The organism is Acinetobacter sp. GW821-FHT01C12, assembly GCF_059422625.1.
The window spans coordinates 710,329-723,824 of sequence record NZ_JBWKXD010000001.1; the positions used below are offsets into that span (position 1 = coordinate 710,329).

General features: G+C 37.4%; 14 protein-coding genes. 5 read left to right on the forward strand and 9 right to left on the reverse strand.

The genetic code is table 11. From position 1 onward, the window contains the following. Window positions 1-150 precede the first annotated feature (150 nt). Together AC07WY_RS03530 and AC07WY_RS03535 are read left to right on the forward strand one after the other, a co-directional pair. A complete protein-coding gene (locus AC07WY_RS03530; RefSeq protein WP_419334000.1) occupies window positions 151-666 on the forward strand; it encodes a GNAT family N-acetyltransferase in 516 nt (171 codons plus the stop codon). Between the two features lie 152 nt (window positions 667-818). Further along, window positions 819-1,628, forward strand: a complete 810-nt coding sequence (locus tag AC07WY_RS03535; protein WP_419333999.1) for a siderophore-interacting protein — start codon at window positions 819-821, stop codon at window positions 1,626-1,628. A gap of 296 nt (window positions 1,629-1,924) precedes the next feature. Here the strand turns inward: AC07WY_RS03535 and AC07WY_RS03540 are convergent, their stop codons facing one another. From AC07WY_RS03540 to AC07WY_RS03550, 3 genes are all read right to left on the reverse strand, one after another. Further along, the gene (locus AC07WY_RS03540) at window positions 1,925-2,704 is read right to left on the reverse strand and encodes a TIGR03915 family putative DNA repair protein (protein WP_494735721.1); all 780 of its coding nucleotides are present in this window, start codon (window positions 2,702-2,704) and stop codon (window positions 1,925-1,927) included. Further along, window positions 2,705-3,964, reverse strand: coding sequence for a putative DNA modification/repair radical SAM protein (locus tag AC07WY_RS03545; RefSeq protein WP_034612872.1), 1,260 nt, complete (start codon window positions 3,962-3,964; stop codon window positions 2,705-2,707). Between the two features lie 200 nt (window positions 3,965-4,164). Continuing rightward, entirely contained in the window at window positions 4,165-4,587 is a 423-nt protein-coding gene (locus tag AC07WY_RS03550) for a PACE efflux transporter (RefSeq protein WP_494735722.1), read from the reverse strand. Window positions 4,588-4,680: 93 nt separating this feature from the next. On the opposite strand from AC07WY_RS03550, the gene AC07WY_RS03555 reads away from it, so the two are divergent. Continuing rightward, window positions 4,681-5,604 (forward strand): LysR family transcriptional regulator, encoded by a 924-nt coding sequence (locus AC07WY_RS03555; RefSeq protein ID WP_494735723.1) that lies wholly within the window; start codon window positions 4,681-4,683, stop codon window positions 5,602-5,604. A gap of 134 nt (window positions 5,605-5,738) precedes the next feature. Next, a complete protein-coding gene (gene trmB / locus AC07WY_RS03560) occupies window positions 5,739-6,455 on the forward strand; it encodes a tRNA (guanosine(46)-N7)-methyltransferase TrmB (RefSeq protein WP_494735724.1) in 717 nt (238 codons plus the stop codon). A 128-nt stretch (window positions 6,456-6,583) separates the two neighbouring features. Here the strand turns inward: trmB and AC07WY_RS03565 are convergent, their stop codons facing one another. The 6 genes from AC07WY_RS03565 to AC07WY_RS03590 form a co-directional block, all read right to left on the reverse strand. Then, entirely contained in the window at window positions 6,584-7,846 is a 1,263-nt protein-coding gene (locus AC07WY_RS03565) for a carbohydrate porin (RefSeq protein ID WP_494735725.1), read from the reverse strand. Between the two features lie 267 nt (window positions 7,847-8,113). Continuing rightward, complete coding sequence (locus AC07WY_RS03570; protein ID WP_262085839.1) at window positions 8,114-8,821, reverse strand: YoaK family protein; 708 nt, start codon at window positions 8,819-8,821, stop codon at window positions 8,114-8,116. 48 nt (window positions 8,822-8,869) lie between these two features. Then, window positions 8,870-9,547 carry a YoaK family protein gene (locus AC07WY_RS03575; protein WP_227515068.1) on the reverse strand — a complete coding sequence of 226 codons (678 nt, stop codon included), beginning with the start codon at window positions 9,545-9,547 and terminating at the stop codon, window positions 8,870-8,872. A 38-nt stretch (window positions 9,548-9,585) separates the two neighbouring features. Further along, window positions 9,586-9,750, reverse strand: coding sequence for a DUF1427 family protein (locus AC07WY_RS03580; protein WP_004721074.1), 165 nt, complete (start codon window positions 9,748-9,750; stop codon window positions 9,586-9,588). Window positions 9,751-9,806: 56 nt separating this feature from the next. After that, entirely contained in the window at window positions 9,807-11,681 is a 1,875-nt protein-coding gene (locus tag AC07WY_RS03585; RefSeq protein ID WP_262085838.1) for an amidohydrolase, read from the reverse strand. Between the two features lie 39 nt (window positions 11,682-11,720). Further along, window positions 11,721-12,407 (reverse strand): hydrolase, encoded by a 687-nt coding sequence (locus AC07WY_RS03590; protein ID WP_004821006.1) that lies wholly within the window; start codon window positions 12,405-12,407, stop codon window positions 11,721-11,723. Between the two features lie 167 nt (window positions 12,408-12,574). Here AC07WY_RS03590 and AC07WY_RS03595 point away from each other — a divergent pair, with 167 nt between their 5' ends. Next, window positions 12,575-13,459: a LysR family transcriptional regulator gene (locus AC07WY_RS03595; protein ID WP_494735726.1), complete on the forward strand. Its 885-nt coding sequence runs from the start codon at window positions 12,575-12,577 to the stop codon at window positions 13,457-13,459. Window positions 13,460-13,496: the final 37 nt, after the last annotated feature.

Genomic DNA, 13,496 nt, shown 5'->3' on the forward strand with positions numbered 1-13,496 from the left:
CAAAATAGAATTAGAAAATTAGAATCGACATCCCTATTGTTGGCTTCAATTTAGGATTGGTTTTTAGCTTAAACTGATCCTGATTTTAACCATGTACCTTTTGGCTGCTATACGATAAATTAACTGTAATTTTGAATTTTCGAGGTTTTTTTGAACTGGAATAATATAGAGATCCATTTTTCTCAGGTTGTTTTAAAACCATTTACATCTTTAGATGCTGATGAGGTATTTCAGCATATTACTCCCACCTTAACTCGATATATGGCTTGGGATCCTCCGCAAAACCGTCAAGAGTTTGATGAGATCTGGCATAAATGGCTAGAGAATATTAAACATGGGAATGAGTTAATTTTCGTCGTCAGAAACATTGCTAATTATGAGTTTCTTGGCCTTGCAGGACTGCACCAAATACAAACTGAAACACCTGAATTAGGCATTTGGATTCGAGAAGATCGACATAAGTCAGGATTTGGTAAAGATGCGGTAACAAGCATGGTTCATTGGGCTTCAGGCAACTTGAGTTTTAAAAATTTTATTTATCCTGTAGCTGTTGAAAATTATCCCAGTCGTCATATCGCAGAATCTTTAGGTGGAGTTATTTCTGAATATAAAAATAAACCTAAATATGATTCAGTGACTTATGTTATTCCTCCTCATACTGAATAATACAAATATATAGATTAAATTGTTTATGATTAATTGATGCAGGATATAGAGCATCTTTGCAGTTTTATCATCAACTCTCGCGGTAATAGTGGCATTTTCATGTAAAAGCCGATACGATAATGAGAATTATTGTTATTTATATGGAATAAATCATGGCGCTGAATGCACATCGCACTTTTATTCAAGTGAAAGAGAAAATATATCTAGGTCCAAACTATGTTCGTATTATTTTTGACTGTGCAGATGTAGAGAAATTCAAATACACCAGTATTGGTGATAACAATAAAATTTTTATTCCAAGGCATGATCAAACTGCGATAGAAATTCCTGATTTTGATTTTAATCAGCGTAAGTGGATTGTCAGTAATCCTGAGATGATGCCAGAAATTCGGACTTATACCCATCGAGATATTGATTTAGTCAACAAAACCCTAACCATCGAGTTTGCAATGCATGGTACAGATACGGTGGCTTGTCACTGGGCAGATCGTACTCAACCTGGAGATCAAATTGGCGTAACCATGTCTACTGCCGCTAAAAATTCAATCCCTACAGGGCTGAATCATTATCTCATTATCACTGATGGGACTGGACTTGCAGTTACTCAAGCGATCTTAGAAAAATTAACAGCTGATGCCAAAGTATATGTCATTGCAGAAGTGGCAACTGTAGAAGATCAAATCGAACTAAATACACAAGCTGATTTAGAGCAAATATGGCTGTTCAATCCAAACCCGCTTCAGCAAAGTTTATTGGCTGACGAATTGTTACGCCATCCTGAATTCATTAATTTACCAGCAAGCCGTTTTGCACATATTACCGCTGAACTACAAGCTGTACGCGCATGTCGTAATATCTTAAGAAAGCAAAGTGATTGGGGCAAAGAAGATTGTTATGCTTGTTCTTACTGGCAGATTGGGAAAGCAGATAATGAACGACTGTCTAAAGTGTTAGATGATTAAGTCCAAAGTGAATAAATGATCAATCCCGAAATCTGATTTATATTATTCTGAGTAGATGCGTTAAAACCTTATAAACTAGGGTTTATAAGGTTTTTGATTCCGAAAAAAATCAATTGAAAAAACACGAGTCTTAGAAATATAGAATAATCAGAGAATCTTATTTAATACCTAAGAACTGACAAATTTCCAAACTCATTCATAAATGTAATGTAGAAAGCCCGCTAGACATCAAAACCAAAACTATATTATTCAAGATCCAGCTATAGATACAGCCCATATTATTGATTTAAAAATATTTAAATCGTTTTCTCGTTCATATAGCGCCAATATCGCATTGGTACATATTGAATATGTAGTTTAATGTTTTTCCGCGCTGAAATATTTACACTGTTAAAATAATCTTTCCAAAGCTGATCATATAGAACCTCTTGATGATCTAATTCAACACTAAAATCTTGACTAGAGCCTTGATGAATATTTTGATCAATCTCTAAGACATTCATATTGACATGATGAACCTGTCTTAAATCAAAATAGATTCCAAAATCTCGTTTTTCATCATAAATAAGCCAGCGCTGGTCTTGATATCTGGCTTTAAAATGCTTTTCGATCAAAGGCAAAACATTGAAATCTGGCTTAACCAAGCTTAAAAATAATTCATCTTTACATTTTTTAAAGCGAACAAAAGCTTCCATACGGTGCTTTTCTCTTCCCACTTGTTTGGCCCATTTTGACAGTGCCAAAACATCTGGATGACCAAAATCTCGATCAATCGCTTTTTGAGCGAAGAATGCATAAACACTAAAATTAAATAGATGTTGAAAAGCATCTTCCTGTTCAGATAAAAAAGTATAGTAAAAATTACGTAAACCACTTGCTGAAACTTTTAACTTTAAGCCTTGCCAAACTCTATTGGCTTGAGCGTCATTAGATTCAACAAAAATCGTTTCATCAAATAAAGCGGCTTGAGTGCTGTTTTCACTTGAGACAATGGCATCAAACTCTTTAAATTGAAATGCACGAAATACACAGCACAAAATCCCTGTCATGGTCCCATCAAAAATATATTTCGCCATTTAGAATAACAAATCCAATTGTGGCGAAAGTTGTTGAGTATATTTTGAATGCCCTGTCTGTAATATTTTCTGGCGAATTTGGCTGGGTAATTGATCTTTTAAAAATGGAGGGGTATCAGCACAACGAATAAAATGCATTGCCCTGTTATACGCAATCCCCAATTTTTTGATTTGATCAATATGAATTTTACCAAAGCGACGTGCTTGAACAATTTTCTTAGCTGAACGGACCCCAATTCCAGGGACTCTTAAGATCATTCGATATTCAGCTTGATTGATATCGATAGGAAATTGTTCGGGATGACGTAGCGCCCAACTCAGTTTGGGGTCGATATCTAAATCTAAATTTGGATGCTTTGCATTGACAATTTCAGTTGCTTCAAAGCCATAAAATCGCATTAACCAATCCGATTGATACAATCTATTTTCACGCAGTAATGGCGGTGCTGAACCCACCGAAGGCAACGCTTTTTCTTCATCATTAATCGGAATATAGCCCGAAAAATATACCCGTTTGAGTTTAAATTCTTTGTAGTGACGATCAGCCATTAAGATAATATCCTGATCCGTTTCGTTATGTGCACCCACCACCATTTGAGTTGTTTGTCCTGCTGGAACAAACTTCGGCACAGTTTTTATAATTTTTCTTTCATCTTTAAATTGAATCAAACGATCGCGAACAATGCCCAAATCTTTTTGCACTTCGTCATGGGTTTTTTCAGGGGCAAACTTTTTTAAACCTTCTGCGGTAGGCATTTCTAAATTGATACTCATTCGATCTACATAAAGCCCTGCCTCATGGATAATCTCCTGTGAAGCACCTGGAATTGTTTTCAAATGAATATAGCCATTAAAGTTTTCTTCTAATCGTAGCTTTTTAACGACTTGTAGCATGCGCTCCATGGTATAGTCTGCTGACTTAAAAATTCCTGAACTGAGAAACAGCCCTTCGATATAATTTCTTCTATAAAAATTAATAGTTAAATCAACAACTTCTTGTACCGTAAAAGCAGCTCGTTTGACATCGTTAGAACGGCGAGAAACACAATATGAGCAATCAAAAATACACACATTGGAAAATAAGATTTTAAGCAACGATACACATCGACCATCTTCGGTATAACTATGGCAAATTCCAGCCCCCGTATTGCCTAGCCCACTGTCTTTATTTTTGCGGTTACTGCCACTGGATGAACATGACACATCATACTTCGCAGCATCTGCTAAAATTTGCAGTTTTTCTCTAATACGCTCTGTCATCACTCACACCTAATTTTCCGAATGAACTTTAGTGATTATATAAATTATGAGCGGTCAACAATGGCGATTTCTTTATTGTTGCGACATCAGCTGTCGTATAAATTTAAAGCATTAAATAGAAATTATTGTGCTAGAAAAAACCTAAATTATTGCCCATTCAATTGAATGGGCAAATAACTTAAGCAGAAACATTTACATTTTTAAGCTTGAGCGGAAAGTGGAACACCAAATAATCGATCAAAAGACCAATTAAAAATAAAGGTATAAATTGGAATGATAACAATTAAAGCCGCATCTAATAAAAATGCCTCTAGAAAACTAATATTCATCCACCATGCAATCAATGGAATAAGAAAAACTACTAAGGTTAATTGAAATCCGATCGCATGAGCTACACGGCGTTTTACTGTACGTTGACGTAAAGTTTGGCGTTTTTCCCATGCTTCAAAAATTAAGTTATAAATAAAGTTCCAGCTCACAGCAATCGTGGTAATCAGGAAAGCCAAAGGCCCTGTATGGTTTAATTGTGTACCCGAAAGTAGTGCCAGCCCCAAAGAAGAAATACCTAATCCAATGATTTCATAGGTACTTACATAAATTACTCTACGTTTAAGACCTTGCATAAACTTACCCAAACAGATTTTCAAAAAAGCCATTTTAATTTCAGCTATAATAATAGATAAAGACAATAGCTTTCAGTTTGACTGATACCAATTATGAATTTCACCAGCGAAAATATAGAATTATTTGTAAAAGTACTGGATACAGGCTCTTTTTCTGCTGCGGCTCGTGCCTTAAATCGAGTACCATCAGCCGTCAGTATGGGTATCGCAAATATTGAAGCAGAATTAGGCTTACAACTGTTTGAAAGAACACCCCGCAAAGTGATTCCAACAGCGTCAGCACTTGCCTTAGCCCCACAAGCAAGAATCATCTCAGAACAATTAAAACAATTAAGTAAACATGCTTATGAACTGTCCTTAGGTTTGGAGAGCACCTTAAAAATAGGGGTTGTATCGGATGTAAATAATCAAAAGCTTTTACAATCTATTGATAAACTTGCATCAAAATACCCACTGCTCAATATCGAAATCATTACTGCACCACAAGATGATATTTTGCATTTACTGTATTCAGAACAAATCACAATTTGTTTAGCGGGTTCAGGGCAACATATTAAAATGCAAGAACATTTACAGTTAGTCAGCATGGAGGTTGTTGTTGCAACGATATCTGCAAATCATGCTTTGATGAATCAAGCAGTTCATCCTATTTATATCGAGGATTTGGTTAATGTTCGGCAAATTGTTGTTGCGAGTAGTGCGCTTGATATTGCAGATTTGAGATCGGTAATTGCTGCATCTTATTGGCGAACCAATGATCTACAAACGGCGATTGATATGGTTGAGATCGGCTTAGGATGGGGAAATTTCCCATATTCATTGGTCAAATCACATATTGATGCTGGGCATTTAATCCAAATTGATTTTAAAAATACCTACAATCAACTTTCTGTCCCGATTTATCTGATTTGGTTAAAAGATAAAGCGCTACCTAAAGCATCGCGTGAATTAATCGAGTTAATTAGACAAAGTCTAAATGAACATAACGACGTATTGAATAACAAGAATAGTCTTTGACTCAGTGCTCGATAATGATTTTATCCAGTTTTCATTGTAAATTTATTAGAATTGAATGAAATTCTATAAAAAATTTGACTTGCGAAGCTCAGCACTTACAATACGCCTTTTAGATTTCTAGTATTACCTAAATCATGTCAAACGATCAAATTGAAGCACAAATTGTAGAATTAGACAATTTGCAAGAACACCGTGAAATTGTGACATTTATGCGTAGATCGTCACCGCTCAATACTTCACAACGTACTGCGCTTGAACAACATCGTGATTTAATTTTGGAATACCCTGTCGGCGATTTACGTCAACACTTTGAACATCCTGAACGCCCACTTACGGTAGAAATTGGTTTTGGTATGGGCCGCTCTTTGGTTCTGATGGCAAAAGCCAATCCTGAACGTAATTTTGTTGGAATCGAAGTGCATGTGCCTGGTATTGCGCAATGTGTTTATGAAGCCGGTATGGCAGAAGTTAAAAACCTTCGTGTTTTAGATGCAGATGCAATCCAAGTTCTGCGTGAAATGCCTGACAATAGTATCAATACAGTTCAACTTTATTTCCCTGATCCTTGGCAGAAAAAACGTCATTTTAAACGCCGTTTTGTTTCTCATGATCGTATGCCATTGGTTGAAGAGAAACTGGAAATCTGTGGTACATTTCATGCTGCAACAGACTGGGAACCGTATGCTGAATGGATGCTCGATGTTTTAGACAATCGTCCTCGTTTAGAAAATTTAGCAGGCAAAGGCAATAGCTATCCTCGTCCTGAATGGCGTCCACAAACCAAGTTTGAACGTCGTGGTATTGAGGCAGGTCATAAGATTAATGACTTTATTTTTAAGAAAATAAATTAATCCAAATCATCCTCATTCTAAATTTATCTGTAGCATTAAATATCAAATATTTAATGCTATTTTTTTTTGTCTAATGTTGTCTATTTAAATTGGACTCATCCTAAAATATTTTAGCTAGATTTTTTATGCTAAAAGTTAAGCTTTGTTCCCAATGCCAAGACCCAAGCATTGTTGACATCATGTGTTGCACCAGGATGAACGATATATTGCAGGCTTGGACGTAACATCAGCCATTTTGTTGGATAATAACTATAATTTAATTCAATATTATATTCGGCATCAGCATTAAATTGTTTCTTGTCTTCTGCAAAACGATCATTGATATGAATACGATTCAGTGCAAAACCCAAATTATCCTCAGCTCGGCTGCTTATCACCCCATAATACTTTAAACCGATCTGTTGAGACTGATCCACCTTGTTGGTGGTTCGGCTATGGAATGTAAAATTGGCAAAACTGTGTAAGCCCTGCTTTCCTACACCAACAGAAGTAAGCTGCTGGTCAAAATTAAACCAAGCGCCATAAGTATGATTTTGTTGCTGCCCCGTCCGTATATCCTTTTGATTTTTAGCTTCATCTGCGCTGTTATACATAGCTCCTACACGATAAGTTCCTGCTAATCCATTGATCAATGATTTCGGTTGCCAGATCATCTCTAATGGAATGGTGACACCATCGGCGTGATGGGTACTCAGATTCCAGCCATGACGTTCTAAAGCATTTTGAGGGTTATATTCATAAACGCCGATTTGTACGGCCAGATCTGGGTGAAATTGATATTTTAAACGACCACCCCATTGAGAAATTGGAGAGTTATACCAAATTCCGCTTTGCCATTTCCCCATTTGCGCAGCACAAAATGAATTATTTTGAAATTCACAAGACATCACATTGAAATCTGTACCTATTCCCAAACGCCCTAATTTAATACTGAGCTCCTGTTGTTTAAAGTTTTTCTCCAAAGAAAACTCGGTCAGTCGACTTTTACTGTTACCACGACCATAATTTGCTTGAACATTGGCAAGCTGTGGTGCAGATGGATCAGAAATATCTTCCGAAGATAAACTTTGTCCTTGTCTTGCTGTGATTGTTACTTTTAATGTCATCCCCTCCCAATTTGCCAGCTTTTCTAAATCTAAAGTTGAACCAATTAAAAATTGACTGGCATATTTAGGATCATTCCCCGAATTGTAGCCACCATCGGCTAAATAAGCGCTGTCTACAATCAAGTTTGCATCTAATTTAATCCCTTGCGTTAAAAGTTCAGTCCTCATCCCCTGCCAATCACCAAACAAATAAGGACTATTTTTGTCTAAGCTGTGTTGAGCAGCATGCAACTGCATACTGAGCAATGAAACAAAAGGAATCATACATTTAATTATATTTGACATAGGTTTACCTTAATTTTGCAAAGTCCATAATTAAAATAAATGACAGATGCTGGCTTTGCTGTTTGACAAGACATGGCTTAATTTCTGGATTTTTCAAAAATGTGAATGATGAATGCGAGTTAAATCAATCAAGGCTTGATTTAACTAAAAAATGATTGTTCCAATAGATATTTGAAGGAATTTTTAAGCGCCCACGTGGTCACAATAATCATGACAAAGACGCCATCAAGTATGATTACTCATTGAAGTTTATTCATCATTAAGCCACTAGCTTGGTTGGACAAATCTTTGCTGGGCTGCGAGATAAGATAGATACAACACAGGTGCGACAAAGAAAGCGACACTCCAGAAATCTAGATACACATATAAAAAAGCACCTAAAAATGCGCCAATCACAAAACCCACCACAATGCTGAAACTATGCTGTAGCTTTTGCATATTGCTATCGCTCCGATCTCTTAAATAATTAGAAATATCTATACCTAACTGTGTTGTATTTCCCGTCATCATGGTGCTCGGACTAATATGTTTAATTAAGGTTTTACTTGAAGTGTTACGAATAGCTAAGGCGATCAGCCCTAAACCACCTGTAATTGCGACAGTGACACTATTGGCATCTTTAAACGGTTCAAAATATAAACCCGTAAGCATAAACCCAATTAAAAAAATTGCTTCCCCCAAAAATAAATAACTTAAGGTGGTATGTTTTTGTACGCTACGATCAATCCAATATTTGGTGATGGCAACAGTCAGAATAAATAAGGGAATTGCCCCAAGCTTAATCCAAATCCCAGGCCCACCTTTAACCCAAGCAGCACCAGCTAAGACTAAGTTTCCTGTGACATGTGCAGTAAAAAAACCAAACAGTGCGATAAAGCCAATGGTATCAATTGCGCCACCCACAATTGTCAATAACAAAGGATCTCGACATGTTTTCCAAAACCCACTCGGTGGCGTCGTTTGTATATTTTCCATGTTCTACTCGTCATTCAATAATTAATTAGAATTAGGATCTGTCAAAACCTAAGCTTTTTTATAGTTGTCCCGATTGATGTAAATCATCAGCAACAAAACTGGGGGAAGCAAAAATAACCACAGCAATGCAAATTTATATACGATTGCAGCAACTGCGCACCCCAGTGCAAAACTCAACATGGTTGGAAAAATTGCAACAATACTCTGTCGAATTTGCAGTCTTTTTTCCTGAGAAGGTTTGGAAAAAAGCTCAGCAATATTTAACATCAATTGTGTTGTAGCACCCGTCATCACAGTTGTTGGTGATTCTTTCGTCCAATGGATACGATGCATCGCATTTTGAATCGCCATAGCCGCCACCAATAACATACCGACAGTGAAACTCATGATGGTATCGTATTTAGGAAAGGGCAAATAAAAGTAGGAACATACAGCGACAATACTAAAAAGCAAAAACATCAGTTTGAGAAAAAACGCATATGAACTGTTTTGGTGGCGGATAAACTTTTGATCCAACAATTTGACTGATAAGACTGTAATACAGAACATCGGTAATGCCGCCAATTTGGCCCAAGCACCTGTTTGACTCTCAGAGACTAAAGCCGCGCCTAATGTTACAAAATTACCTGTCACGTGGGCAGAAAATAAGCCATGCAATGCGAGAAAGCTTGCAGTATCGACATAGCCTGCATTGAAGCTCAATAACTTACTTAGTCTGAATTGCATCGTTTGCCCCTTTCTCCAGTTATTGCATCACCCTATCGTTAGGATAATAAGTTTTTAATCATTGGCATGAGCTGTTCACCAATAACCATTCCCAATAAACCACATAAAGCTACAAAAGGTGGTGCTGGAGATTTCACATTTAATAGGTAATACAACACGCCAACCAACAACCCAACGGCCAAAGAGATCAGATAGATTTTCATAAATTTCTCCCCAATAAAATTCCACCTAGTTTCAGATGGAATTTTTTAGGTTGGTTTTAAAAAGCAAAACAAGAACAGCCTAATGCGCCCCAAAATGATTTTTTATCCTGATCATTGATAGGAACGTCAATCATCCATGCATGCGAATGTCCATGCATGCCACAGCTGCTAGAACATGCACACACTGCTGAATTTTTTTGTAAGGGTTGTAAGGAAGGCGCATTACGATTTTCAGAGTGGCGCCACTGCCCGCCAAATCGCTTGACTGGTGACCAATCAGGCGATGCTGGTGGAATCGGTGGATCTTGTTGCTTAAATTCGGCACCCGCATAGACCACTTTACCGTCCATCACCGTCATGACTGATTCAATAAATTGAATTTCATCGCCCTCAACAGTGAGATAGTCATCTGAAAGTACAACAAGGTCCGCATGTTCACCTGCGACTAAAGCACCTTTATTACTTTGCTCGCCTGAAAACCAAGCCGATCCTTTGGTCCATAGTCTTAGCGCTGTCTGACGATCAAGTAAGTCTTTCTCATCATATAAAGCAAAGCCACCCACAGTCTTACCTGTGGTTAACCATGCCAAACAGACCCATGGATTATATGATGCAACACGCGTCGCATCTGTTCCTGCTCCCACTGGTACACCCAGCTCAAGCATTTTTTTTACCGGAGGCGTGTCTTTGGCTGCATCGGCACCATAACGCTGAACAAAGATTTCGCCTTGATATGCCATACGGTGTTGAATGGCAATTCCACCACCAAGTGCACCGATCCGTTCTATGTTTTTTTCTGAAACCGTCTCTGCATGGTCAATAATAAAACGGGTTTCAAATGGCTTTTTACCATTGACACGTTCAAAAACATTGAGCAATCGACTAATGCTTTCATCATAGGTGGCGTGAATTCGAAACGGCCATTTCTTCTCAGACAAATGTTCAACAATGGCTTCTAATTCGGTTTCCATTTTTTCTGGAAGATCTGGGCGAGGTTCATAAAAATCCTCAAAATCACCAGCTGACCAAGTCAGATTTTCCCCCGCACCATTCATCATCAATAATGCATCGCCATCACCGGGAAACGTCATTTCTGTCCATCGTTGATAATCTTCTAACTCTTCACCGGCTTTTTGTGCAAAGAGGTTATAAGCAATACGAACGGTCATTTGATCTTTTTCATGCAATTGATTGATCACTGCATAGTCATCTGGATAGTTTTGCCCGCCCCCTCCGGCATCAATCGCAGAAGTGACACCGAGTCGATTTAACTCACGCATAAAATGTCGGGTAGAATTCACTTGATCTTCGACGGGTAACTTGGGTGCCTTACCCAGTGTTGAATACAGAATTGCAGCAGAAGGCGTTGCCAATAATAAACCTGTTGGCTCGCCTTTTTCATTGCGTTCTATTCTGCCTCCGGGTGGATCAGGAGTATCTTTATTAAAACCTAAGACATCTAATGCTGCTCTGTTCAGCATTGCGCTTGCATATAAGTGCAGAATAAAAACTGGGGTATCAGGTGCAGCTTTATTGATTTCAGCTAAAGTTGGTAAACGCTTTTCTGCAAATTGGAATTCAGTCCACCCACCGACAACACGGACCCACTGTGGTGCTGGCGTATTTTCTGCCTGCTCTTTGAGTAAGTTTAAAGCATCTTTAACAGTCGGTACCCCTTCCCAACGCAACTCCATATTATAGTTAAGCCCACCACGGATAATATGGAGATGGCTATCATTTAAACCGGGAATAACGCGACGACCATTTAAATCAATCACTTTTGTCGAGGCTTTAGCCAACTTCATGATGCTATTTTCATCACCCGTGGCAAACACTTTTCCGTCAACGATCGCAATTGCATCTACTTCTGGTTGTTTCGGGTCGAGCGTAGTAATTTTGCCGTTCTTAAGAATTAACTGTACATCTGTCATGATCATCTCCATGTAGATGAATATTTATATCCATAAGGTTTATTTTGCTGACACAGGTGCAATAACTTCATGTTGCGTTGTGGTTCTTTCTGGCGCTTTATGTACCATGGTATATGCATAATCTACGCCCATACCGTATGCACCCGAATGTTCACGCACAATGTCCATCACTGCATCATAAGTTTCACGATGCGCCCAATCACGTTGCCACTCAAGTAAAACTTGTTGCCAGGTTACAGGAACCACGCCTGCTTGAATCATCCGTTGCATCGCATAATCATGTGCTTCTTTTGAAGTTCCACCTGAAGCATCGGCAACCATATAAATTTCATAATCACCTTCCAGCATCGCGCCAAAAGCGAATGTAATATTGCAAACTTCAGTCCATAAACCAGATACGATAATTTTTTTACGATGATTGGCTGCCAATGCATCACGAACCTTTTGGTCATCCCATGAGTTCATAGAGGTTCTTTCGAGTAAAGGTGCTTCAGGGAACACATTTAATAATTCTGGAAAAGTGTGTCCCGAAAAACTTTCTGTTTCTACTGTTGTAATGGTGGTTGGAATATTAAAAACCTGAGCGGCTTTAGCCAATCCCACCACATTATTTTTTAACGTTTGACGATCAATTGACTGTACGCCAAAAGCCATTTGTGGTTGTTGATCAATAAAGATGATTTGACAGTTTTGAGGTGTAAGTTGTTCTAAAAATGCTTTATTCATTTTGATTCGCAACACATTTATAAAGGAATTTATATAAAAGCAAAAATACACGTAAACCACTAGACACTATTTTAAATACAAACTGTATCCTAAAAAGATACAATGATTGATCAGTATAGAATGATGCGTTACTTTAATCATTCAAGTGAAGAGTACTTTAAAATTAAATGGATAAATTAGACTGTATTAATACGTTTATTAGTGTCGTTGAATATGGAAATTTCAGCAGTGCATCACGTCACTTAAACATTACTAGAGATCAAGTTGCGAAAAGAATTTGTCATTTGGAAACTATTTTTAATACAGTCCTGTTCATCCGCAATACCCGTAAAATGGATTTAACTCATTCAGGTGAAAAATTTTATCAACACTCTAAAGTCATTATGAGTGAGTTTGAATGGGCAACCAGTGACTTTACCCATGACCAGAAATATCCTGTAGGTAAACTCAGAATCAACGCACCTCATTCATTTAGACATGCGAATCTTACCGAGATCATTTCTAAATTTATGACACAGTACCCCAACATCAAAATAGACTTGTTTCTTTCAGATAAGTTCTTAAATATCAGTGAAGATCAATATGATATTGTGCTCAGAATCAGTCAGGATATTGATCAGCGTAATGCCCACCTGTTTAGTACCTATCATCGACATTTTTATGCAACTACAGCTTATTTTGGAAAATATGGTGTACCCAATACAATCGATGAGTTAAAACAGCACAGCCTATTGTTGTATTCACAAACGGATTCAAGCACTAAAATTGTGCTAAGCAAGAATAAAAAAGAAGAAACTATTTACTGTACGCCGAAATTGACATGCAATAGTGGCGATTTCCTTTTAGATTTTTGTAAACAAGATCAAGGCATTATATTTTTGCCCGATTTTTTAGCAAAAAAAGATCAAGATGCCGGAAAAATTATGCGTTGTTTAGAAGATTATCATTCAAAGCAACTTTATTTTTATGCAATTACGCCATATCAACAAAAGATTCCAAAAAAAGTGAAGCTCTTTTTAGATCATCTCAAAAAACATTTATCTGATCGCTAATATATAAAGCTTTAGACCAGACTTTTACCTAATAACT